The 25,762-nt window shown below is 58.3% G+C and carries 14 protein-coding genes and 1 pseudogene; 5 read left to right on the forward strand and 10 right to left on the reverse strand.

The genetic code is table 11. The features are described from left to right. Nucleotides 1–24: 24 nt before the first annotated feature. Complete coding sequence (locus tag BM074_RS14665) at nucleotides 25–432, forward strand: DUF2000 family protein (RefSeq protein WP_091922923.1); 408 nt, start codon at nucleotides 25–27, stop codon at nucleotides 430–432. Between the two features lie 20 nt (nucleotides 433–452). On the opposite strand, the gene BM074_RS14670 is transcribed toward BM074_RS14665, so the two are convergent. The 9 genes from BM074_RS14670 to BM074_RS14710 form a co-directional block, all read right to left on the reverse strand. After that, the gene (locus tag BM074_RS14670) at nucleotides 453–893 is read right to left on the reverse strand and encodes a YqaA family protein (protein WP_091922925.1); all 441 of its coding nucleotides are present in this window, start codon (nucleotides 891–893) and stop codon (nucleotides 453–455) included. A gap of 113 nt (nucleotides 894–1,006) precedes the next feature. Continuing rightward, a complete protein-coding gene (locus BM074_RS14675; protein WP_091922927.1) occupies nucleotides 1,007–2,239 on the reverse strand; it encodes an HlyD family secretion protein in 1,233 nt (410 codons plus the stop codon). A gap of 3 nt (nucleotides 2,240–2,242) precedes the next feature. Next, on the reverse strand, nucleotides 2,243–2,662 hold the full coding sequence (locus tag BM074_RS14680; protein ID WP_091922929.1) for a hypothetical protein: 420 nt from the start codon (nucleotides 2,660–2,662) through the stop codon (nucleotides 2,243–2,245). A 123-nt stretch (nucleotides 2,663–2,785) separates the two neighbouring features. After that, the gene (locus tag BM074_RS14685; protein ID WP_091922931.1) at nucleotides 2,786–3,883 is read right to left on the reverse strand and encodes a porin; all 1,098 of its coding nucleotides are present in this window, start codon (nucleotides 3,881–3,883) and stop codon (nucleotides 2,786–2,788) included. Between the two features lie 1,190 nt (nucleotides 3,884–5,073). Beyond that, nucleotides 5,074–5,985, reverse strand: a complete 912-nt coding sequence (locus tag BM074_RS14690; protein WP_091923039.1) for a formylglycine-generating enzyme family protein — start codon at nucleotides 5,983–5,985, stop codon at nucleotides 5,074–5,076. 104 nt (nucleotides 5,986–6,089) lie between these two features. Next, the gene (locus tag BM074_RS14695) at nucleotides 6,090–7,019 is read right to left on the reverse strand and encodes a DUF2950 domain-containing protein (RefSeq protein ID WP_091922933.1); all 930 of its coding nucleotides are present in this window, start codon (nucleotides 7,017–7,019) and stop codon (nucleotides 6,090–6,092) included. A 43-nt stretch (nucleotides 7,020–7,062) separates the two neighbouring features. Next, entirely contained in the window at nucleotides 7,063–8,448 is a 1,386-nt protein-coding gene (locus BM074_RS14700) for a DUF3300 domain-containing protein (RefSeq protein ID WP_244532865.1), read from the reverse strand. Between the two features lie 47 nt (nucleotides 8,449–8,495). Continuing rightward, complete coding sequence (locus BM074_RS14705; protein WP_091922937.1) at nucleotides 8,496–9,500, reverse strand: HAD family hydrolase; 1,005 nt, start codon at nucleotides 9,498–9,500, stop codon at nucleotides 8,496–8,498. A 104-nt stretch (nucleotides 9,501–9,604) separates the two neighbouring features. After that, nucleotides 9,605–11,266: an arylsulfatase gene (locus BM074_RS14710; RefSeq protein WP_027233213.1), complete on the reverse strand. Its 1,662-nt coding sequence runs from the start codon at nucleotides 11,264–11,266 to the stop codon at nucleotides 9,605–9,607. 416 nt (nucleotides 11,267–11,682) lie between these two features. On the opposite strand from BM074_RS14710, the gene BM074_RS14715 reads away from it, so the two are divergent. From BM074_RS14715 to BM074_RS14725, 4 genes and pseudogenes are all read left to right on the forward strand, one after another. Further along, on the forward strand, nucleotides 11,683–13,635 hold the full coding sequence (locus BM074_RS14715) for a sensor histidine kinase (protein WP_244532866.1): 1,953 nt from the start codon (nucleotides 11,683–11,685) through the stop codon (nucleotides 13,633–13,635). A 12-nt stretch (nucleotides 13,636–13,647) separates the two neighbouring features. Next, nucleotides 13,648–13,910, forward strand: a pseudogene (locus BM074_RS22760) (response regulator); the annotation flags it as partial. Then, the gene (locus BM074_RS22765) at nucleotides 13,905–14,231 is read left to right on the forward strand and encodes a response regulator transcription factor (RefSeq protein WP_244532874.1); all 327 of its coding nucleotides are present in this window, start codon (nucleotides 13,905–13,907) and stop codon (nucleotides 14,229–14,231) included. The pseudogene BM074_RS22760 and the gene BM074_RS22765, both read left to right, overlap by 6 nt. 82 nt (nucleotides 14,232–14,313) lie before the next feature. Then, nucleotides 14,314–14,667 (forward strand): response regulator transcription factor, encoded by a 354-nt coding sequence (locus BM074_RS14725; RefSeq protein WP_244532867.1) that lies wholly within the window; start codon nucleotides 14,314–14,316, stop codon nucleotides 14,665–14,667. A gap of 48 nt (nucleotides 14,668–14,715) precedes the next feature. On the opposite strand, the gene BM074_RS14730 is transcribed toward BM074_RS14725, so the two are convergent. Next, nucleotides 14,716–25,647 (reverse strand): Ig-like domain-containing protein, encoded by a 10,932-nt coding sequence (locus tag BM074_RS14730; protein ID WP_091922943.1) that lies wholly within the window; start codon nucleotides 25,645–25,647, stop codon nucleotides 14,716–14,718. Nucleotides 25,648–25,762: the final 115 nt, after the last annotated feature.

The following is a 25,762-nucleotide window of genomic DNA, read 5'->3' on the forward strand; positions in this document are numbered from 1 at the left end:
GAACCTGCAAAGGCTAGTATATTTATGTTCGACACGAAAATTGCAATTGTTCTGCGCGATGACCTTGCCCCTTGGCAGACGCTGAATGTCACGGCTTTCCTGATGAGCGGCATCGTTGCAGAGACGCCAAACGTGATCGGCGAGCCCTATCGCGACCGCGACGGCAATATCTACAGTCCCTTATCCATTCAGCCCGTCATCGTCCTTGCGGCCGACCAGGCAACGATCTCCACGATCCATCGTCGCTCGCTCGAACGCGATGTCCGCACCTGCCTCTATGTCGAGGAAATGTTCTCGACCGGTCATGACGCAGCAAATCGCGCCATCTTTGCGAAATTCGCGCCTTCGGACGCAAAGGTCGTGGGAATTGCCATGCGCGCCGACAAGAAGCTGGTCGACAAGGTCACCAAGGGCGCGCGCATGCACCCGTGATCCGCAAGGCAAATGCCGGCCTATGACAATCCGGTCGTCAGGCCAAGGACGGCGAGGTAGCGGCCGATCTTTGCAATCGCCACCAGGATGACGAAACTGGCAAGGGGTTCGCGCAGAACACCGGCAACCACCGTCAGCGGGTCGCCGACGATCGGCATCCAGCTCAAAAGCAGCGTCCAGCGCCCAAAGCGTCGATACCATGATGCGGCGCGGTCGAGCTGCGCGCTGTTCGCCGGAAACCACTTGCGGTCGCGAAAGCGATCGATACCGCGTCCAAGACCCCAGTTGACGACCGAGCCCAAAATATTTCCGGCACTCGCCACCGCAATCAGAACGGCGGACGGAAAGGCATTGCTGAGCAGGAGTCCGGCCAGTGCCGCCTCCGACTGCATTGGCAGGATTGTTGCGGCCGCAAAGGCGATGGCGAACAGTCCGGCATAGACCGCGAAATCTGCTGGCATCGCTATGCGCGCGGCTCGACCAGCCACAGCCGGGTATTTTGTTCAGGCATGCGAAACATCGGGACCGTTTTCACGAGAAGCGTGGCACCTCGTTCCATACGTCATGGGCCGCGTCAATGTCCCGAGAACACCAATACCTGAACCGGCAGCAATATGGCCTGAATCCGCAGGATCGCTGCGTGGACAAGCCCGACAGCATCGACGCCATGCAGGAAAAAACGATGCAGCGTGCCGAGATCCTTTGATTCGAGAGCTGCGTGATTGCTGGTGTAGGCATTGGCGATGCAACTGCTTCCGGGAGGAATGCCTTCCAGGGCACCCGCAAATATCGGTTCGAGAAAGACGGTCAAAGTTCCTGGCTGGGCGATCTGCTGAACGTCGATCAGTTGATCGGTCGGACGCAACTGGCCGGCGGCAATCACGTCCTGCACCTGGGTGACCACCATGGGAATGATGGTGAAGGGCTTGCCGATACAGGTCGCCTCGGCGATCATCCCGGGCTTCATGACCTGCGCTTCAATCTGGTTGAAGCCGGCAATAAGAGCAACGCGGCCGGCCTCGGTTGGCACGAGGATCCCGGCCGGACGCAGGAGCGAATTGACGAAATCTCCGGGCCGCAGCGTGAACTGGTGGACGGTCCCCGCGACGCCGGCGCGCACGATCATCTTGTCGAGCTCGACCTGCGCCTGCGCCAACGCAGCCTCGGCACTCGATCTCTGCGCGGGCAGCAGCGCGGCGATGCGGGCCTGCAGCGTCTCCTTGTTGGCGACAGCGGCATCGACGGCGCCCTTGCGGCCATCCACGACGACCTGCAGACGCTCGATCTCTCGCGGGGCGACCACATTGGCGTTGCGCCGCATGATCTCCTGCTTCGTATTGAGTTCATCAATGGCCTGCTGGAGCGCGCCTTGCGCTTGCTGGATCATACCGTCCGCGCCCGCAAGTTCGGTTTTGGCCACCGCAGAGGCCGCGTCAACCTCGGCAATGCCTCGTTGGGCTGTTTCCTTGGCGGCTTCCTGCTCCGAGCTGTCGAGCCTGAACAGCGGCGCACCGGCCGCGACCGTCTCATTGTTGGTCACATAGACTTCGGCGACGCGCCCACTGGTCTCGGGCAGGATCGTGACGGTGCGGAAAATGGCGGTGACGTTGTTCGTTGTCGGATGAAAGTAGAAAATCGTTGTAATCAGGAGGACCGTCAGCAGCAGGCAGGCGGTTATGCCCCAGCGCAGTTCATACCACATCGTGTAGAGCGTAATCTCGCGGCCGATGCGCTTGCCCTGGACATAGCGGCGAAAAAGGTAGTCGGGAAACACAGTGAGCATCGAGCAGAGCAGCAACTCGAACATGGCTCAGATCCCCTCGCCTTTGCCGGCGATTTTCTCGGCGTCGGTAGCAGCAGCATCTTCGTCGGTAAGCGCCGAACTCTCACGGCCCGAGATGCGCTCGAGCGATTGGGCGATTGAACTTATCGGCGTCGAAAAGTCGGGAAACTCGATCATCGCGAGCAGCAGGCCAATGATCCAGTAGATGTGATTGTGGGTAAAGAGCGAAATCAACGCCAGTACCGCGACAATCTCGATCTGTACCTTGCTCGTGCGGTGCGCCATGCGCTCCGGCACTGCGTGAAGCTGAAAATAAAGGTTGCCGACGACCAGCACCACGATGAGCAGAAAGACAACGACGGCGTTGAAGAGCCAGTCGCTGTGTCCAGGCACAGGAATAAACGACGGCAGATGGTCAACCACCGCGGGGTTCATCTTTTCGGCCATGACGGCCTCCTCCCACATGCAGAAAGTTCGGGCCCCAAGCGTGCAAGCACACGCACGCAAGCTACAACCTACACGTTGGATCGGCTAAAAAAAGTACGTTACGGTAACTTTCCGTAGGCGGATCTAGAAGTTACGCTGGAAGCGGACAATACCGCCGATCGCGTCATCGTCGCCGAACTCGCTCTCCGCCTGTTCCTTGCGGGCCCCGCCAAACTTGGTGTAGTCGATCTCAGGCCTGATGATAAAGCCGGGCACAAGTTCGTAGTTGACGTTGAGGGCAAGAGCCCAGGTGCCCTGCTCTTCATAGGCCGCCTGGCCGTTGATGGTCGCCTTCTCGGTAACTTTTACAGCGAACCCGCCCCACCCGGCCCAATTACCCTCCCACAGACCGTACCAATTGCGGTTCTGGTTCGTGTTGAAGGAATCCGAATCGTAGTCGGATTGATATCCCGCCATAATCCACGCCGATATGGAGTCGGTAAGACTGACGTCGAGGCGAGCCTTTACGCCGACATCGTCCTGCACGGAATCATAGCCGACGACGGCGCCGATCTGGCCCCAGCCCTGCTGGAGCTTCACGCCGGCGAGCACATGCGGCATGTAATCGTCGATAACGTAATCGTAGCCGTTGAACTCCTCGCCCTGCTCGGCGGCGACAATCGCGGAGAAACCATTGCCTCCCTTGAACGTATAGCTGACCTGATTGCTGGAAAGGCTATCGGAGCCATATTGGATCACGTCATCCTGAATGATCGCCTCGCCCGCATAGCCCAGCCAGGAGCCGAAAAGGACGTCATTCACGCCGATCTGGAAGCCGCCCAGCTCGATATAGCCCTGGTGCAGCGAGGCGCCGCCGTCACTGCCGTTGGTAAATTGGAAGCGGGTATCGGCAAAGGAACGCAGGGTGCCAAGCTCGGTTTCGGAACGGGCGTCGAAGCGAATTTCGGCGCGCGTGCGCGCATACCAGGTGTCGTCGTCGCCCCCGATGTGGCCGCCGGTATAGGGATCATCGCCGCCGGCGACATCAACGCGCAGATAGCCGTTCACCTTCAGGCAGGTCTCCGTGCCTGGAAGATAGAAGAAACCCTTGCCGTAGGCATCGCAAACGCGGACATATTCGACGGGTTCAGGCTCAGCGACGACCACCGCATCGGCTGCATATGCCGCCGATGTCGTTATAATCGCTGCGACTGAAGAGAAAAGAAGCGTTCGAACAGCCATGAGGTCCCCCAGGGTGTACCGGCAACATTCAAACGAAAATCGGGAAAACTGCGACGCCCCCGAATGTTGCGCTAATCCCAACTACATCGAACAATCTATACCACGCATGGAAAGCCAATACTGTCGCCATGCCGCCACACCTCAGGGCTTTCCAGGAGGCTCCAGGCAACCTAGGCATTGCAACTTGTCAGGATACGACGGGCCGACGGCCGGCGGCATCGGTTGGGACTAAGGTCGGTCACTCCCGGGCCCTTGGTCGTAGTTCGATTTACCGAGCGCTCGATCTATTTCTATCTTTCGGAAATCATTGCAGAATTTGCCCGTGCACATTTCCCCGTAATGGCACGAGGCTCGGATCAATACCGAGCCTCTTTTTTTATGCGCAACGGGCTACGAAGGAGCGAATGTCACTTTCGGGGCCAAAGGGAACAAGCCAAAGCGCCAAAGATAGTGAAAAAGCTCAGTCGATTGCAGTCTGCACTGTCGTTTAGGACCTAAGACTTCATTCTGAACTGTGTTCCCCCGCTGCGGACCGATGTGTTCCTCAGAACGGTTGTGTGGAACGCTAAATGTAAAGACACGCTCCAAACACTGCTAAACATGATGTTTGTATCGAATTTTTTGCTTTACTGAACGACTCAGACCTTGGCTACAAGCAAAAAAGTCAACAATCCATGGCCGTAGGCGATGCGAATGCTAGGCAAGCGCGGTACCCAGGAACAAAAAGCTTGTCCCAAGTCCCGACTGCCGGACAACTTTCGCAACTGACAAGACGCTGTGAGTCTACCACGGAACAATTCGCCCATTCGAAGATTCGCCACGGTCCCGTCGCCGGTAAGCAGGGTCCTATCAACAGACTCCCTTAGCCATGGCGCTGTATCAGTCAGCACGATATCGCCCAGAGTGTTTTCTAGAATTCTCTGCAATCCAACCCCTGCTCGATTCGGACACGCCCATAGTGACGACCGTCCACTCGTACGGGTCTTGGCAATTCGAGCGTTACCTTACGCCCGACATATTGGATTTGGTCTAATTGAACCGTGCTGTCATCAAGACCATTAAGAATCGGTGGCCGCCCCTTGAAGGCTTATCGCTAATCTGACCGCCGACGATCGCCAACGTTAATTAAAAACTGATGATCGATTAAACCGCATAGTAAGGCGCCGGCCGCAAGGTCGCGTACGCCATTGCTATTGCCTCACGATGCAGCGGAAACCGATATGTGATGTCGCCGATTCCTCCTGCTGCGCGTGGCGCGCGGCCGGCCGATAGCGGCGGCAGTAGTTTGGCGCGCAAAGGTGCGAACCGCCTTTTACAACGCGGCGGGCAATCTTGACTTCAGGTTGACTGGGATCAAAGCTCGCCTGCGCTTCGGCACGCCGTGGATTTTCCGGAATGCAACAGGCCTTCGCGGCCGGCTCGGGATGGGCATCCGACCAATAGTCTACTGTCCACTCCCAGACATTCCCGATCATGTCATGAATGCCATAGCAGTTGGCCGGGAAATGCCCCACCGGCGAGGTTCGGTAGAATCCGTCCTCTTCGAGGTTCTCGTTGGGAAAACGGCCCTGCCACGTGTTCGCCATGTGTTGGCCATTGGGGATAAATTCGCTTCCCCAGGCATACTCCGCAGCCTCCAGTCCACCCCGCGCGGCAAGTTCCCATTCGGCTTCGGTCGGAAGTTCCTTGCCTGCCCAGGCCGCGTAGGCTTTGGCATCATCATAGGCGACGTGGACGACGGGATGGTCAAGGATGGTAGCGATGCTGGTTTTGCGGCCATAGGGATGGCGCCAGCTTGCGCCAAGCAGATAGTTCCACCATTGATAGATATCAGGCTTGCTGACGATGTGCGACGGCGCGATGAAGACCATGGAACCCGCCCGGAGGTTTTTCTGCGCCGCACCGGGATAGTCCGCAGCAACCGGTTTTTTCTCCGCGACAGTTACATGCCCGGTAGCGTTGACGAACTCCAGGAACTGCCTGTTCGTCACCGGCATGATATCGATCCAGAATCCGTCAACGTATACGGGATGCGCTGGCGCCTCTTCCGGATAATGGTCGTTGGATCCCATCAGGAATGTCTTTGCGTCGATGCGAACCATGCCTGCCCGGCTTATGGCGTCGTTCCGTTCCGCGGCAGCGCTTGGTTGAGCGTGCAAGAGATCGCTGCGAGCAACCTGTTTGCCGATGCGCGCCCTGGTTTCACTCATTCTTCGACTTCCTCCCACGACTTGTCGGGATTGAAGACGTTGATTTGCTTGACCAGCTTGGCGGTTTGCGGCCCAAGGTCCTTTTCATAGACCGTCCCGTGATGACTGACGACAAAGGTCATCACGCCGGTCTCGCCATAGATTGCCGGCCAGGCGATCAAGGCATGTCCGGCAATCATGTTGCCGTTGATGACGAAATCGTATTTGCCACCGGCAATATTGCTGCCTTGGGACTTAAGGATGCGATAGCGATAGCCGAAATAGCCATGGTCCGATGCGGCTGCACCCTCGACCTTGGCCGGATCGGCAAAGCTGCCGGCCGGACTTTCTTCGCCGCCATCAGATTTCCAATAGAGGCCGTCCTGTTTTCCGGGCTCGCTGATGAGTTTTTGCGCAAATTCAAGAACGCCGTCCCCATCATGATCTTCCTCGGCGTAGGTATCCTGGGCGCGAACTTCATCGCGAGCGGTCTGGATCGCCTGCAACTCGTTCTCGCCTATCCGGCGTGAGAGGATTTCCTCAAGACCTGCAACAGTGTCGAACTGCCATCCCGCATCGTGCTTGACCAGTGGAAACGGAAACGGCCAGACACGGCTGCCCAGAATAACTTCCTTGGCGCCGTCATCGCGATCTTTCAGCTCCGTGCGTTCTTTCGATGCCTGCTGCAGTTCCGCGAGCCGATCGCCCAAATCTTCCGATTTCCTGGCCTGCTCGGCATTCAGTCCGAGCAACTTCGCCAGCGCATCAACGTCCTTGGCTTCCAGCCCCTTCTTCAGCGCATCGAGCGCCTCGCCCGGATCGTTGAATGTTTCAGCCTCCGGGCCGACAAAGCGCTGGAGCGACTGCTCTGCCGCGGACGACGTGGTCACGGGCAGCGCTGCAAGCACTGCGGCGAGGACGAACATCTTCAAAGTTGTGCGATACATTTTGAAATCCCTTCAAAACGAAACTCGGTTGGCAGCGTTCGAGCTAACGGCGCCCGCCGCCTCGACCTCCGCCACCTCGGCCGCCGCCGCCCTGCCGTCGGCCTCCACCACCATGGGAAATGCGCGGTCCACCACCACCGTGCCCGACCCTCGCTCCGCCGCCGACATTGCGGCTGACATTGCCACGCTGCGACGCAATACGGGTGTCGCGGCCGGCACCGTAGTTGCCCAGCGCGCTTGGCTGCCTCGGACGGTTGTCAATGCGCCCGGCCGCCCTGTTGGTCGGACGGTTGGCGTTCTTGAGCTGTCCCGCATTGCCGGGTCGGTCCCGATTGGCGACCTGACCCTTGTTTGGGCGATTGGCTCCTGCTCTTTGCCCGATATCGCGGTTTGCAACCTGCCCCTGAACCTTGTTGGCGATGTTGCCGCCGCCTTTCTGCTTAAGGCCTTGTTGCACATCGCGCCGGATATCGCTGGCCTGGATCTTGGATTTCGCACCGGCCAGGTTACCCGTCCGTTCGCGGTTCTGCAGATTGTTCTTCACATCGAGGCGGTTGCCCCGGTTCTCGCGAATGTTATTGGCGACGGAATCACGATCGAAATTGAACTTGTTCCTGTCGAAGTTGAGGTTGTTGATGTTGTTCCTGTCGAAGTTGAAGTCGTTGCGGTTGATGTTGTCGATGTCGATATCGATGTCATCGCCGCCCCAGGAATGCCAGTTGTCCCAGTCCACCGCTGCGCCAAAGACCGCACCGGTGACAAAGCCGCTCCAATAGGGAGCGTAAGGATAATAATAGGAAGGATACGGGTCGCCGTAGACGATCGGCGCGGTCGCGACATAGGTCGGGTTGGTCAAAATGATCGGATCGTAGGTCGGAACGTAGGTTACTTCCTTTTGCGCCGGCCGGATGATGACATTGTCATTCTTGGTTTCGACGATCACCTTGCTGTCCGATTTGATCGTGCCGTCGGCCACCGCCTTGTCACGCAACTGCTGGATTGCGACGAGAACATCCTTCTGCTGGTTGGCGACGGCTTCGCCAAGCTGCTCGGTCCACGCGAGATCGTCGTTCATCATGGTCAGAACGGTCGGATAATTGAGCAGGGAAACGATACTGCCATCCCAACTGGAATCGGGCTTGAGCTCGGGCTTGCTTTTGACCTGGTCCATGAATCGCGCGGCTTGCACAATCTGCAATGGATTGACTGTTGCGGAGAGCACCAGCGCGACAAGATCATCGGGATAAAGGGCGATGCGCGCAACAAGCGTTTCCAGTTCGTCCTCCGTCAGCAAGGATGGCTCTTCAATCGCGGCGGTCGCCGTTGCCGGTGGAGGTTGGGTTTGAGCCAAGGCGCTGCACCATGGTGCCGCCGACAGCATCAAGGCCGCCGTTGCGATAAGAGCAATCGCATTCCTGTGAAATGGCATCATGGTTCTCCTCACATTCTGGTTGGCCTGATCGGCACAAGTCCAACCTATTCGGGATAGATGCTTTTCCAATCGGTCTTCATGCTGACGATGGTCCATCCCCGCTTTGGACCCTCGTCCAGACCACGGTCGAGGCGGCCAAAGTGTGACTTGCGATCATAGGCGTATTCTCGCTCTCCGTCATCGTGGTGAACAAGAAGGCCCAGTCGCCGGCCGGAACCGGATGTCGTCCATTCCAGCATTTCGAAGTCACCGTCGGAATTGCCGAAAGCTGCAATCGGCTGCCGCCCGATGAATCTGTTGATGCCAACCGGCTTGCCGGCCTTATCGTCGATGAAATCGATCTCCGGCAGGCGAATGATTACAGGCTTCCCGTCACGAACTTCGTACTTGGTCTTGATACTCGATCCTATGACATTCTCGGCTGGTATCCCATAGACTTTGTCAGTCCATGGACGCATGAATTCAATGCCACCACCGGATACGATGAACACCTTGAAGCCGTTCTGTTTGAGATAGTCGATGACCTCTAGCATAGGCTGGAAGATGAGCGACGTGTACGGTTTGTCGAGTTTGGGATGACGTGCCTTCGCGATCCAGTCAGCAACAATCTTGCTGAACTCCTCACTCGTCATGCCGGCGTGGGTTGCCGCCACAAGTTCGACAAGTCCGCGCTCGCCCGACGCCGCGACACCGTTCAAATCTCCTGAAAGGACAGATTTGAACGGTTCGGTGGTCTGCCATTCCGGATGCTCGGGCGCGAGGGCTTTCACGCGGTCGAGGACAAATGCGAGCTGGACATACATCGGCTGCTCGCCCCAGAGCGTGCCGTCATTGTCAAAGACGGCAATTCGGTTGTCGAGGTCGACGAAGTCGGCATTCCCTTCGGTGGTAACGGCCTTCACGAAATCGATGATCCTTGCCTTGGCATCACCGTCGGACCAGGAGGAAAGCGGCGCCTTTGCCCCCTGTGCAAGAGCGGTGACAGGCATTGCTAAAGTGGAAGCCAAGAGCGTCGTCTGCAAAAGAAAGCGTCTTGATATCCCGCCCATCTGTTCTCTCCTGATGTGAACCGATCCAAGGCGATATGCCGATCGGTTGTGGCGCGCAAAGAAGGGCCAGTTACCCGGCCCTCCACTTTATTGGCAATACGCGATTAATCGCCGCCGCCGCCTCTGAGTTGTTCCTCAATCTTACTGAGATTGAACGAACCGGGTGTCTGGCTGGGCGGATAGTCCTTCATCGTTAAAAGGAACTTCGCGGCAAGACCTTGTATCGGAACGAGGACGAATGCTCGGTCGAGGAACCAGTCATTATAGGTGTTGGAGTTGTGCTGTGCTTTCTCGAAAGGATCGCGACGCAGGTTGAACAGCAGCGGAACACGCAACTCGACATATGGCTCCCGCCACACGCCGAAAGCTTCCCCGCGGTTCTCCAGGAAGACGACCTTCCAGTCCTGCCACCTCGCAGCCACGACCTGACCATCATCGCTGACATACCAGAACTCATTGCGCGGCGACTCCTTCGCGTCTCCACTCAAGTAGTCAAGCATGTTGTAGCCGTCCGGATGTGCGCGGTATTGGCGCCCGGCGAATGTATCGCCCTTCATCAGGCGTTCCTTGACATCCGGCATGCCGGCTGCGGTCAGGAACGTGACCATCCAGTCCTCATGTGCGACAAGACCGGTGAGCGTTGATCCGGCCTTGAAATGGCCCGGCCAGCGAACGAATGCCGGAACACGATAAGCACCTTCCCAGTTGGAATTCTTTTCGCTTCGGAATGGCGTGGTGCCCGCGTCCGGCCAGGCGTTGTAGTGCGGGCCATTGTCTGTCGAGTACATGACGATCGTGTCATCGGCGATGCCGAGATCGTCGATCAGTTTGAGCATGTCACCAACCATGGTGTCGTGTTCGACCATGCCATCGGAATACTCGTCCTGACCGGAGATGCCGCGATGTTCCGCCTTGACGTGAGTACGAAAATGCATGCGCGTCGCATTCCACCAGCAAAAGAACGGCTTGTCCGCATTCTTTTGTCGCGTAATGAAATCCTTCGCGGCAGCCAGTGTTTCCTCGTCGATGGTTTCCATTCGCTTCTTGGTCAGCGGACCTGTGTCTTCGATCGTCTGGCCGCCTTTGCCATCCGCCTTCGTGCGCAAGACACCGCGGGGGCCGAACTTCTTCAGAAACTCCGGATCCTTCGGATAGTCGAGATTTTCCGGCTCTTCGGAAGCGTTCAGGTGATAGAGGCTGCCGAAGTACTCGTCGAAACCGTGCATCGTCGGCAGGTGTTCGTCGCGGTCACCGAAGTGGTTCTTGCCAAACTGACCGGTCGCGTAATTCTTGTCCTTCAACAGGGCCGCGATTGTTGGGTCGCTCTTCTGCCAACCTTCCTTTGCGCCCGGAAGGCCTACCTTGGTCATGCCGGCGCGCACCGGTACAATGCCTCCGATGAATGCAGCGCGCCCTGCTGTACAGCTTTGCTGGCCGTAATAGTCGGTGAACGACACGCCTTCCTGAGCGATGCGGTCGATGTTGGGCGTCATGTATCCCATCATGCCGCGGCTGTTGTGACTGATATTCCAGGTGCCGATATCATCGCCCCAGATGACGAGTATGTTGGGGGGCCGACCTGATGCGGCAGGTTGCGCTTGAGTCTGCGCAACGGCCTCCCTGGTGGCGACAGACTCCAGCAATGCCGCTCCGGCGAGTGCTGTGCCTCCGAGCAGGAGGCTTCTGCGGCTCAAGGCGAGATCCTGGCTGTCTTCATTGCTCTGTCCGGCGGCGTTGCTCTTTTGAATATCACCTTTGGTATCCATCGTTTTCTCCTCATGTTGAGACCGCCTGGGGTCATTCAAGAAAGTCTGGATTATGGGCTGGTAGATCGTCTCGGATATTTGATGCGACTCTAATCTCGAAGGCCCCGAAGGTCTCTGGTGCGCGGACCCGATTGAAAACGGGAATTGTTCACTCGCAGGTTCGATCGCTACCCGGATATTTTTTATCGGAATCTGATCCAGCGATAGTTGGACCTTGGGCCTACAGGAGCCATTCGGTCGACCGAAAATGCATTCACTGCGCCGTATCTGTTTGCGCACACACACGTCGCCATCGGTTTCGGAGAAACCCACGTGGGTTTGTTACTGTATCGTAACTTGCAGCTTAGGGTTGCACGGCCTTTACCTAGAGGAACAACGAACGAATCCAGACGTTGCGCGCTAAGGAGAACGGTTGTTTGCTTCAGATTGCGAGAGGAATACCTTCCGGAGGACTGAAAGCACGCCGGGTCAGCCCTTGGCTACGCTCACGTCCGGATGGTTTTTTTCTCGATTTGCCTGCAACCGCGATTGAGAAAATTCGAGACGCCACAAGAGCGCTGGTGTTTTGTTGCGCCGTATTGATATTGTCCTTCTCTCATTCGCATGCTGAACCGGTTCGACGCGTGCTTGCGATATACGAGAACGAGAGCACCCTGTTTGCCGCCATTGAAGTCGCGCAAGGACTGTCCGACAGCTTGCACAAGCGGATGCCCGCCAACCTTGAATCCTACAGCGAATACCTCGATACGGTGCGCTTTCCGGGTGTGGATCGCGTCAACCGGCTGGCAGATGCAATTGCTGCAAAATACAAAGGGGTATCCTTCGACGTCGTGATGGCCATCGGACCTGGGGCGGTACAGTTTCTCCTGGATCATCGCGCGCAGATCGGTGCGAACGTCCCAATGGTCTTCGGCGCCGTAACCGAAGATTCCATGAGGGATCGGAAAGTGCCCCCTGACGCAAAGGGGGTTATCAGCCACTTCGACGTGCGCAAGACAGTGGACCTTGCAACCCAACTACAGCCCGATGCCAAAAAGGTCGTCGTGATCACTGGATCATCCGCCTTCGACCGCAGCTGGGAGGAGTCAGCCCGGCAAGCCCTGGGTGATCGGTATGGTGGGCTGGAAGTCAATTACCTTTCCGGCCTCTCACTCAATGGTTTCAAAAAGGCGGCCCACGATCTTCCCCGACAGACATTGCTCCTGGTGTTGACGGTGTTTCAAGATGCCGATGGACGAAAGTTCGTTCCGCGCGATGCAGCTGCCGAAATCGCCGCCGCCTCCAATGCCCCCGTCTACACGGTGTATAGCTCGTATATGGGAGCGGGCATGGTCGGGGGATACGTCGGAACGTTCAAGGCCATCGGCGAAGAAATGGGGGCCATCGCAACCCGGATTATCGACGGAGACACCTCTGGGCCACAAACCACGCTTGTTCCGGACGGTCCAATCGTCGACTGGAATGTGATCAAAAGATTGGGGATTGATCACACTCTCATCCCTAAAGGCTCACAGATACTCAATTATTCTCCATCGATCTGGGAAAAATATCACCTCGAGATCATCGCGGCACTGACCGTGATCGTATTGCAGAGTGCAACTATCGCCGCGCTGATTATTCAAGACCGCCGCAAGCGCCGCCTTCAGGCGGAACTGGTCCTCGAACGGCTTGAACTGGCCCACCTTTCCAGAACAACCCAACTAGGTGAGCTTTCCGGCGCTCTGGCGCACGAACTCAATCAACCCTTGACCTCCATACTGGCAAACGCTCAAGCGGGAGCGCTTCTGCTTGAAAATAATCCGGTCGATGTCGCTGAAATCCGCGACATTCTGGGCGACATCATTGAAGACGACAAAAGAGCGGCAACCGTAATCGTACAGTTGCGGCGATTGATGCTGAAAGGCGAAACGCATCTCGACAGCATAGACCTCAATGAAGTGGTCTCAACGACACTTGCTCTTGCCCGCAGCGAGTTGATGGCACGCCAAACCGGTGTGGAGCTGCAGCAGGAGATGCCTGAAGTCCGCGTGCGTGCGAATTTCCCGCAGCTGCAGCAGGTTATTCTTAATCTCGTGCTGAACGCTGCAGATGCGATGTCGCACCTTCCGGCATCAGAGCGGCAGATAGAAATTGAAACCCGGACGCGTGAGAACGGCACGCGCGAGCTCACTGTCTCCGACAAGGGGCGCGGCGTATCTCCGGAGCTTCGTTCTCAAGTGTTCAAGCCATTCGTCAGCACCAAGAAAAAGAGCCTGGGATTGGGTTTGGCGATCTGCAACACCATCGCTCAGGCCCACGGCGGTACGCTGAAATTTGATGAAGGTTACAGTCCGGGCGCACGTGTTATATTGGTGCTGCCACCGGCATAGAGGCGAAACATGATGGATTTGACGCCCCTGATCTATCTGGTCGATGACGATGAGCGTGTGCTTCGCGCGTTACACAGACTTTTAGCCTCCGCAGGCTACGAAGTTGCAACCTATGCCAATGCCGAAGATTTCCTGGACCAACATTGTCCGGAACGACCAGGATGCGCAGTTGTCGATTTGAACCTGCCTGGTGTGAATGGGTTCGGTATCTTGAGCGTCCTGTCATATTTCTCACCGGTCACGGAGACATTCCGACGACTGTCAGGGCAATGAAGGCGGGCGCGATTGATTTTCTGACCAAGCCAGTGGACGCGCCGGCGCTTCTTGCGGCGGTGGATACCGCACTCGCTCAGGATGAGCGCTCCCGCCACGATGGTCAGCAGCGAAAATCGTTCGAACAGCGCCTGGCGACCCTCACTCCGCGCGAGCGCGAAGTTCTTGATCATGTCGTGACGGGCCAGCTCAACAAACAGATCGCGGGCGACCTCGGTACGGTCGAGAAGACGATCAAGGTTCACCGCAGCCGCATGATGGTCAAAATGGACGTCAAGACCATCGCAGAACTGGTGCGTCTGGTGACGCAGGCGAAAATCTGACGACAGGCATTGGCCCCAAGTCCAACTACGCCACGCCGCCAGTATGCTGTAATAAACAGGTATGGAGACGGTGGGCCTGCGCGTGGCAATTGTGGATGATGACGCCTCGGTACGCCGAGCCTTGCGCCGGCTGATATCATCGCTCTCCTTTCGACCCATTGAATTCTCTTCCGGCGAAGCGTTTCTGACGGGCCTTCATGAGGAGCCCATCTATTGCGCTCTGGTCGATCTGCATATGCCTGAACTGAATGGCATCGATCTGTTGGCGCGAATGCGTGCCGAAGGAAGCGCTATACCGGCGTTCATCATAACGGGAGCCGACGCCCCCAAGATGCGGGAGAAGTGCATCAAGGCCGGCGCCGCAGGGTATCTGTTGAAGCCGATCGACCGAAGTGCAGTCGCAACGGCCATCAACTCACTGGCAGCCGCTCAATAAGGGCTAAATAGGCCTTATCGCTTTGCGGCCGAAGGCGTTGAGTTGCAATCACAGAAAGCCCAAAGCCCGCTCCAGAAGCTCTATATTCTGGTTGAGTGGCCTTTCATTCATCTGTTGAGCGAACGTGGGTGCCAATCTGCCTTCAAAGCCGTGATTTTCCGGGGCCGGCGGTCTGGATAGATGCCCACTGACGGTATCCAGTTGCAATCGATAGTCTGACACCTGCCCGTCACGTCGTACAACCGACAAAATGAGATCGAGCGTGCCGGTATTGGCGTCAGGGTAGCCAGCAAAGGTCATCGGCCCGACCTGCCTGAGCCAAACCGGGACCGGCGAGCCATCCTGCGCTCGCAATCTGTAGTTCAGGACGGACGTTTCGCCACCATCTGCCTTCTCGTCGATGATCTGCAAATAAAGGACACCGGAGTGCTTGATCGCTTCGACGTGGATCTTCTCCTCCCCTCCCCGAGGCAGGTCAACGATAATGGTTGAAGAACCGCCGAGAAAAGGCTCAAGCGCATACCTAACCGGCGCATCAATCGGGCGATCGGCAAAGTGGTCTATGCCGTTCAGGCTGCCCAGTTCATCAACCGCATCGAGCACAGCGCCGTCCGCCGTGATCGGTTCGAATCCATAATCGAGGCCGACAGGCAAGTTCGGCTCGTTCTGGTCGGGCACGGGTACAAAGTCGTCAACCGGCGTGATGGTGATCACAAGCTTTGCCTGGCCAGTGCCGCCATTGCCATCCGAAGCGTTGTAGAGGATGTCGGGAACCGGACCATCGAAATTAGGCGCGGGTATGAAGGTAAAATCGCCATTCGATTGCAGGGAAATTGTACCTACGCCTGGAATTGTCACTGTCTCGCCGGGGAGGTAGCTTGTCGGATCTCCGTTAACCGTGAAGCCCGTTACAAATAGCGTGTCACCGTCCGGATCGCTGTCGTTCGTCAGAACGTTACCGGTTATTGTCGTGTCTTCATTGCCGCTCGCGTGGTCATCGACGAGGATCGGAACGTCATCGACCGGGGTAACAACAAGCGCCAAGGTGGCAGTATCTGTGCCCCCGTCATTGTCCCGCAACGTGTAGGTTGCAATCGGGACGACGCCGTTGAAGTTAAGCGCTGGCGTAAACGTATAGCTGCCGTCGGCATTGATGACCAGTGAGCCGACGCCGGCAAGGTTCGCTGTCTGTCCGGCAGCATAGGTTGTGCCGCCAATCGTGAACTGCGCCACGCTGATGGCATCGCCGTCAGGGTCACTGTCGTTTGTGATCACCGTACCGGTCAGGACGGTGTCTTCTGCAGTTGTTCCGACGTCATCATTGGCAACTGGAACGGGATTAATAACCGTCCAGACGAAAATTTCTCGCGCTGATAGCCCCGAGGGATCGGTGGCAGTTACCACGACAATGTACGGACTTGCCTGGCTGGCGTCGTTCGGGAGCCTGCCGCTGATAATGCCGGTGACCGGGTTGATCGAGAGCCCCGGGGGCAAGCCGCGCGCGGAATAGGTAAGCACATCGCCGTCCACGTCAGCGAAATGTTCCGCTACAAGGACGGGAACCACGACCCTACCGTCAACACTGCTCTGTGGCGGAAGGGCACCCCGGTCTGGATCGGGGCCGGGAGGATCGTTGACCGGCGTGATGGTAATTGACAGGGTTGCCGTGTCGGTGCCGCCGTTGCCGTCTGAGATTGTGTAGGAGGCCGTCGGAACCGGACCGTTGTAGTTGAGTGCAGGCACGAAACTGTAGGTCCCGAGTGCATTTATCGTGAGCAAGCCGACGTTGGCTATAGAGGCCGTCTGTCCCGCTGTGTACGTGGTGCCGCCAACGACGAACTGCGTCACCCTCAGTGGCCCTCCGTCGATATCCGTATCGTTGGTCAACACATTGCCGGTCAGCGTCGTGTCTTCCGGCGTCGTGCCGGTATCGTCGGATGCGACCGGCGGATCGTTCACCGGTATCATGGTCAACGTCAACGTCGAGGTGTCTGTACCGCCATTACCGTCCGAGACGGTATAGGTAATGACAGGGATCGGGCCGGCATAGTTCGCAACCGGCACGAAGCTGTAGGAGCCATCTGCATTGATGGTGATTGTTCCGACGCCGTCAATTAGCACCGGGGTGCCCAGCGACTGATTGCCGGCGATACCGGCAATCGTATAGCCGGTGATAGACAGCGGGTCGCCTTCGACATCGCTGGCGTTGTTGAGCAGATCCCCCGTCGAACCGTCGGTCACCGTCAGCGTCGTATCCTCGGTGACAGAGTTGGTCTCGTCGCCGTCAACCGGCGGATCGTTCACCGGCGTCATCGTCAGCGTCAGCGTCGACGTATCGCTACCTCCTCTGCCGTCCGATACCGTGTAGGTAATCACAGGGATTGGACCGGTATAGTTCGCCGCAGGTGCGAAGGAATAGGAACCGTCTGCATTGATGGTCATCGTGCCAACGCCGGCGATTATGACCGGACTGCCGACCGGCTGCGTGCCGGTGATGCCGGCGATCGTATAGCCGGTGATCGTCAGCGGGTCGCCGTCGATATCACTGGCGTTGACAAGCAAGCCTCCGCCGGCCGGAACCGTCAATGTCGTGTCCTCGATGACCGCGTTGGTCTCGTTGCCATCAACCGGCGGATCATTCACCGGTGCTATGTTAAAGGCAAAGGTATTCGGACTCTGATCGGTGTCCTGGCCACCATTCGCCGTGCCGCCATTATCCACGACTTGGAAGGTGAACGCACCGATGCCAAGGCCGGCTACATTGGCCGCCGGCTGGAAGGTGAGATCGGGGATCTGCGCCAGTGTAATGACCTGGCCCGTCGTCACCGGCACGCCAGACAGAAGCAGCGTGCCCTCGGCCGCGGGTGGGAGCGTCGTGATGATCACCGCCTGCAACGCATTCGCCGGGCTATCGTTCGAATCAGTAAAGCCGAAATCCGCAGCGGCAAAAGTATAGGCCGTATCTTCGCTGATCGTTGCCCTATGGTCGGTTCCCGCGGGTGCGTCATTGACCGGGGTGATCGTGAGGGTCAGTGTCGAGGTATCGGTGCCGCCATTGCCGTCAGAGACGGTGTAGGTAATCACGGGGATTGCACCGGCGTAGTTCGCAACCGGGATAAAGCTGTAGGAGCCGTTGGCGTTAATGGTGATCGTGCCGACACCCGTTATCGCAACCGGGGTACCCACCGGCCGCGGGCCTATCACGCCAGCAATCGTATAGCCTGTTATTGTCAGTGGGTTGCCTTCGACATCGACGGCGTTGTTGAGCAGATCGCCTGTCGCGCCATCGGCCACCGTCAGCGTCGTGTCTTCGGTGACCGAGTTGGCCTCGTCGCCATCAACCGGCGCATCGTTCACCGGTGTGATCGTCAGCGTCAGCGTCGAAGTGTCGGTGCCGCCGGCGCCATCGGAGACGGTATAGGTGATGACCGGGATCGGTCCTGTGTAGTTCGCGGCGGGGGCGAAGGAATAGGAGCCGTCGGCGTTTATGGTGATCGTTCCGACGCCCGTTATCGGCACCGGACTGCCGATCTGCTGCGTGCCAGTAACGCCGGCAATGGTAAACCCCGATATCGTCAACGCGCCGCCGTCAATGTCACTGGCGTTGACAAGCAGGCCGCCGCCGGCCGGAACCGTCAGTGTCGTGTCCTCGATGACCGTGTTGGTCTCGTCGCCATCAACCGGCGGATCGTTCACTGGAACCATTGTCAAGGTCAGCGTCGAGGTATCGCTACCGCCGGCGCCGTCCGAGACGGTGTAGGTAATGAGCGGGATCGGGCCGGTGTAGTTCGGCTCAGGCACGAATGTATAGGAGCCATCGGCGTTGATAGTGATCGCGCCAACCCCGGCGATTGCCACCGCACTGCCCACCGTACCGTTAATGCCGGCAACCGTATATCCCGTGATCGAAAGCGGGCCGCCGTCGATGTCCGTCGCATTGGCAAGCAGGCCACCCGCCGCTGGCACCGTCAGCGTCGTGTCCTCGGTAACGGTGTTGGTTTCGTCGCCGTCAACCGGCGGATCATTCACCGGCGTTACGACAATGATGAGGTCGGCGGTATCCTGGATCCCGCTTGCGTCGGCGATTGTGTAGGTTGCGAACGGTACCGGGCCGTTGTAGTTCGCCACGGGTACGAAGGTGTAGCTGCCGTCGGCATTGATGGTAAGGGTACCGACGTTGGGGATCACCGCCGGCGCACCGGGAAGGAAGCCACCAAGGCCGTTCACCGAGTACAAAGTGACCCTCAGCGTATCGCCATCCACGTCCACATCGTTTCCAAGTACATTGCCCGTGAGCGTCGTATCTTCCGGTGTCGATACGATATCGTTCACGGCAATCGGCGGATCGTTGACCGGTGTAATCGACAAGGTCAGTGTCGAGGTATCGGTGCCGCCGGCGTTGTCCGAGACGGTGTAGGTAATGACCGGTATAGGTCCAGTGTAATCCGCGACAGGCGTGAACGTGTAGCTGCCATTCGAGTTGATGGTGACCGTACCAACGCCCGGGATAAGGGTTGCCGTTCCCGCTGCGATTGAATTACCGCCATTCACACCTGGAATCGAGTAGTCGGTGATCGTCAGCGTATCGATGCCGTCTATGTCCGTCGCATTGTTGAGCAGGTCGCCCGCGGCTCCGTCGGTAACCGTGAGCGTCGTGTCCTCGACGACAGTGTTGGTCTCGTTGCCGTCGATTGGGGCGTCGTTGACCGGCGTCACCGTGATCGTCAGCACGGCGGTGTCCGTTCCGTCACTGCCGTCCGAGATCCTGTAGGTCACCGGTGGAACCGTTCCGTTGAAGTTGGCGACGGGCGTGAAGGTATAGCTTCCGTTCGCATTGATCGTCAGTTGGCCGACGCCGGGAATCGTCGCGGTCGTGCCCGCGCCGAAGAGGACACCATCAACCTCGAACCCTTCCACCGTGAGTGACGCATTCTCCACATCGGTGTCGTTTGCCAGCAATCCGGAGGCCGCGGGAACCGTCAGCGTCGTGTCCTCGGCCAAGGTCGCAGTGTCGTCGTTAGCAATTGGCGCATCGTTGACGGGTGTGACGTTAATGGTCAGCGTCGCCGTAGCGGTCGACGTGCCATCGGACACTGTATAAGTAGCCACAGGGACAGGGCCGTTGTAATTCAATGCAGGCACAAAGGTATAGCCGCCGTTTGCGTTGATTGTCAGCTGGCCAACGCCGGTTATCGTCGCTGTCTGGCCGGCCGTGTAGGTGGTGCCAGCGACTTCGAACCCGCTTACTGTCAGCGTAGCGCCTTCGACATCAGTGTCATTCGTCAGCACATTGCCGTTGAGTGTCGTGTCTTCCTGCGTTGTGCCGGTATCGTTGACGGCCGCTGGTGCGTCGTTTACCGGCGTGACGGTAATTGTCAGCGTGCCGGTATCTGTGCCGCCGTTGCCGTCGGAGACCGTGTAGGTTGCCACCGGCACCGGACCGTTGTAATTCGCTGCGGGCACAAAGGTGTAGCTGCCGCTCGCGTTGATCGTCAGTTGACCGACGTTTGGAATCGGCGCGGTCTGTCCCGCGTTGAAGTTGATATTACCGATGGAAAATCCCGTAACGGTCAACGCACTGTCGATGTCGGTGTCGTTGCTCAGCACATTGCCGCTAAGTGGCGTATCTTCCGGCGTGACACCTGTGTCATCCACCGCCACCGGCGGGTCGTTCACCGGCGTCACCGTAATGATCAGAGTCGCCGTGTCGCTTACCGTACCATTCGTAGCCGTATAAGTTACCACCGGAACTGGACCAAAATAGTTGGGTGCCGGAACGAAGGTGTAGCTGCCGTCCAGGTTGATTGTCAGTGCGCCAACGCCTGCAACGGTTGCGGTCGAGCCGGGTGTGTATACGGTCGGATCGCCCGCAACCTGGAAATCGACAACCGAGATCGGAGCACTATCGGGACCGACGTCGTTCGCCAGCACATTGCCGTTAAGCGTTATGTCTTCCGGCGTCGTGGCGACGTCGTTGTTTGCACCCACCTCATTCGGCGGAATAACGTCTATGGTCAGCGTGCCATCATCTGATGTAGTGCCGTCTGAAACGGTGTAGGTCACATCAGGAACCGGCCCGGTGTAGCCGGGCTCAGGCACGAAGGTGTAGCTGCCGTTCGCGTTTAGCGTCAGATTGCCGACGCCAGGGATATTTGCCGTTTCGCCAGGACCATATGTGGTGCCGTCAACCACGAATCCGGTAACTGTCAGAGCATCGCCGTCAACATCGGTGTCATTGGCGAGCACGTTGCCGTTAACGGGTGTATCTTGTTGCGTTGTGGCATTGTCGTCGTTGGCGACGGGCGGATCATTCACCGGGGTCACATTGAGTGTCAGTGTCGCGGTGGATGTCGCCCCATTTTCATCGACCACTACATAGGTAATCACTGGCACCGGGCCGGTATAGTTGGCGGCCGGAACCAGTGTGTAGGTACCATCGGCGTTGATCGTGATCGTGCCTTGGGGAAGCGTCGCCGTCGAACCAGCAAAGAACGTATTGCCATTTACGGAAAAGCCGACGACGGTCAGCGTATCACCGGCATCCGGGTCGCTGTCGTTCGTCAGAACACTACCGCTGAGGGGGGTGTCCTCGGGTGTCGTACCCGTATCGTCGATGGTGACGGGCGGATCATTGACGGGCGTAACGTCAAGCGTAAGCGTAGCCTGGTCGGTCGCGCCACTGTCGTCCGAGACCGTATAGGTGGCAACAGGAACCGGACCGTTGTAGTTTGGCGCCGGCACGAATGTGTAGCTGCCATCGGCATTGATGGTGAGATTGCCGACCCCCGCGATCGTCGCCGTATCGCCGGCCGAATAGACCGTTGGATCGCCCGCGACGGTAAACTCCGTAATCGTCAATGGATCACCATCGACATCGGTGTCATTGGTCAACAGGCCGGACGAGGCCGGCACGCTCAGTGTCGTATCTTCGAGCGTGGTGCCGGTATCGTCGCCGGCAACCGGCGGCTGGTTCTCGGGGGTGATGGTAATCGTCAGGATGGCCGTGTCGGTCAACTCGCCGTCCGAAACGGTATAGGTTACAGGCGGAACCGGACCGTCATAGTTCGGGGCCGGGGTAAAGGTGTACGATCCGTCGGTGTTGATCTGCATTGTGCCGACCCCCGGAATCGGCGCTGCCGTGCCGGCGCCGTAGGTCGTGCCGTTGATCGTGAAGAACGTCACCGTGAGCGTCGGGTCATCGACATCGGTGTCGTTGCCCAACACATTGCCCGAAACAGCGGTGTTTTCCGGTGTCGTTGCCGCGTCATCCACTGCAATTGGGGCATCGTTGACCGGCGTCATGGTCAAGGTCAGTGTTGACGTGTCAGTGTCCGTACCGTCGGAGACGGTGTAGCTGATGACCGGAATGGGCCCATCATAATTTGCAACCGGTACGAAGGAGTAGCTGCCGTTGGCGTTGATTGTGATCGTGCCGACGTTCGGGATGAGGGTCGCTGTACCCGCAGCGATCGGGTTGCCGCCATTGACGCCTGGTATAGTATAATCGGTGATCGTCAGCGGGTCTCCGTCGAGATCACTGGAATTGTTGAGGAGATCCCCCGAACCGCCATCGGCAACCGTCAGCGTCGTGTCCTCGATGACGGTGTTGGTCTCATTGCCGTCAACTGGCGGGTCGTTCACCGATATGACTGTGATATTCAACGTTGCAGTGTCCGTGCCGCCGTGGCCGTCAGAAATTGTGTAGGTGATCACCGGTACAGGTCCGGTGAAGTTGGCAACCGGTACGAACGTGTAACTGCCGTCGGCGTTCATGGTGATCTGGCCAACGCCCGGTATCGTCCCTGTCTGTCCGGGTATTGCCGTAACATTGAGTGCAGAAAAACTTGTAATCGTCAGGGTGTCGCCATCCACGTCGGTGTCGTTGGCGAGCACATTGCCCGTAAGCGTCGTATCCTCAGGCGTGGTCACCGTATCGTCGGTGGCAACAGGCAGATCGTTGACCGCAGTAATGTTGAAGGCAAAGGTGTTCGGGCTCTGATCGGTATCCTGCCCGCCATTCGCCGTGCCACCGTTGTCGACGACCTGGAAGGTAAACGCGCCAACACCGGTGCCATTGACGTCGGCGGCAGGTTGGAACGTCAAGTTCGGGATATCGGCGACGGCTATCGTCTGACCCACCGTCACGGCATTGCCATTAAGGAGAAGCGTGCCTTCACTTGGCGATGGTAGCGTCGTGATGATCACGGCCTGGAATGCGTTGGCCGGTGTGTCATTGGGATCGGTGAAGCCGAACGACGCCGCTGTGAAGGTGTAAGACGTATCCTCGCTTATGGTCAAAGTATTATTGGTGCCTGCGGGTGCGTCGTTGGCCCCGACCATGGTCAGCGCCAACGTCGATGTATCGGTGCCACCTGCACCGTCCGACACTGTGTAGGTGATCAGCGGAATAGTGCCGACGAAATTGGCAGCCGGCGCAAATGAGTATGACCCGTTGGCATTGATCGTGATCGTGCCCACGCCAGCGATCAGATAGCCGGTGCCGACGACAAAGGGGCCTGCCTGGCCCGCGACCGCAAAGCCGCTGATCGTCAGCGGGCCGCCGTCAATATCCGTGGCGTTGTTGAGAAGATCGCCCGCAGCACCGTCTGCCACCGTCAGGGTCGTGTCTTCGGAGACAGTATTGGTTTCATCGCCATCCACGGGAGCATCGTTGACCGGTGTGACGTCCAGCGTCAGTGTGGCCGTCGCCGTCAAACTGCCGTCCGATACTGTATAAGTCGCGACCGGAACTGGTCCGTTATAGTTGGCCTCTGGCGTGAACGTATACGAGCCGTCGGCATTGATGACGAGGGTGCCAACGCCCGCGAGCGTTGCGGTCTCGCCAGCCGGATGGGTTGTCCCGCCTGCCACGAACTGCGTCACCGTAAGAGCACCGTCAACATCCGTATCGTTGGCCAGCACGTTCCCGGTCGCGACCGTATCTTCGGCAATTGTGTTGGTGTCGTTGGCGGCCACCGGTGCATCATTGACGGCAGTGATTGCAACGGTCGCGGTGCTTGCGGCCGACGTGACGGCCGTTGCATCCGTCGCGGTGAAGGTAAACACCCGGCTGGTGCTTGCCCCGCCGTTGGTCGGATCATCCGAAGTGTTATCGTATGTGATCGAACGTATCAGCGTGTTGGTATCACCGCCGCTCGGGATCGCTCCGCCGGAAGCGTTGGTGATGGTAAAGGTCCGCGTCGCAGCCGTGTAGACGACGTTAAAGGTGGTCGCCCCAACCACAACCGTACCTGTAAAGTCACTACCCAGACCCACTATCTGGCCGCCGATCGTAAGGTGCTCAGCATTTCCGTTTGGAGCGGCATCGGCGGTAATGGCGATACTTTGAATGTCATTGTCGCTGTCGGTAACGGTTGCGCCAAGGGCGCCATCGGCGACAATGGGAACGGGAGCGGAATTTTCAGTGTAGCCCGCTGTGAAACTGCCAGTCGACCCGGCGGCTCCATCGAGATCAATCGCAGGCGCCGCCAGCAAGGACTGGTAGGCGTAGTCGGTCAAGACCGCCGTCTCGATCGTTCCGGTCTGCCGCTCGAGATCCCAGTCGCCGCCGAGTGCCGCAGCCCCGGTAGCATCCGTCGAGGCTGCAATATCTGCATGTGTGATACCACCAAGAATGACCGCAGCCTGAAGACCATCATCACCTGCGGCGAAATCACAGCCATAGATGAGGATATCGCCATCTTGCGACAGCGCCTGGCCGATCGTCGTCAATTCGTCGCGGTATTGCCCCTGCATGCTGGCTGCATCCAGAACCGCTGTTCCGAGGCTCAGGCTACCCTCCGAACCGTGCGATATAAGATGGATCGCAGAGATATTGCGCTCGCCTTTCAAAATGGCGGCGATCTGCTCCACGCCATCCTTGGTCGAATCGAGCACGTAAACGCGCGCGCTGCTGCCGAGGCTCGCGACGATCTGTTGCCAGTCCTTCACATTGTCCCAAACGAAGTACACCTCCTGCGACGCCGTTTCAGTCGCTCCGGCCGCGACGGTGACATCGGCACTTTTTGTGTCGCTGGCACGGGGATCAGTGACGACCCGATCGGCCGCAACCGGCAGATGGTTTTCGGTCGTCGGCTCTGCGTGCGTATCTGGTTTCGCCGTCTCCGACGGTCGATCGGTTGTCGCCTCAACCGTCGCAGTGGGCTGTACTTTCCCGGAAGTCGCGGCGTGATCAGGCGCCGGTTCGACCTTCGCTAAATGTTCCGTCAAGGCGTGAGCGGGGCTGACCTCCTGCCTGTCTGCTGAAGCCCCCAACACAGCAAATCCGGCATCGTCCCATTGCGATGGCGCGCCTTTAGGGTCTATTGCGGCAAGGTTATCGATCGCCCTTTCAGCTGGAGCAATCGGGTTTGAACTCAGCGACTCCAGCCCATGATTTGACGTGGGAGGCACGCTTGCAAGGCGCTCGGTTGCGCGGACGACCTCCCCGTTGGCAACCGCCAGCGCTTTCTGCACAGCGGCCTCAATCGCACCGTGGATTTCTTCTTCATGGAGCTCTGCCGTCTTGGCTAACTCCCCCTGCTCGGCGATCTTGTCGCCGGCTGCCGTAGAAGCTTGCTTGATTGCATCGTCGATGATCGTGTTCAGCGGCGGCAATTTGGCGACGGTGTCGATGGCCTTATTGGCTACCGCTGGGTGGGCTGCAACAGGCGTAATTGGCGCCGGACCGTTTGCATCCGCCGACTTGTCTACCGGCGTGACCGGAGCGGCCTTCAGTGCCTCCGCCAGATGGTTCCAGGCCGGCTCGACAATCGAAGGGTGCCCTGCATCGACGGCAGGTTCGGGGTGTGCGGGTGCCAAAGCGTGCTGGGTGGCAACGTCGGCCGCCGCGTCGAAGACCATGCGGGGTTCGAGCGTGCGCAGCATTGGCGTTTTCGTCGCTTTGCGCGGCCTGTCGGCATTCTCGCCGCCAAGATCACCATTACCGGGGAACGTATTGACACCGCGCTCACGGAACATAATCACACACCTCGTATCGATCACGAAGGGTTGCAGACCTCATTGGGAGCACAAATGCCATGTTCCCCAAAACCTGCTTTGACCCGCTGGTTTAACACAAACTACGTCATGCTGG

Origin of the sequence: Phyllobacterium sp. CL33Tsu (assembly GCF_900113985.1) — a bacterium.
Classification (GTDB): Bacteria; Pseudomonadota; Alphaproteobacteria; order Rhizobiales; family Rhizobiaceae; genus Phyllobacterium; species Phyllobacterium pellucidum.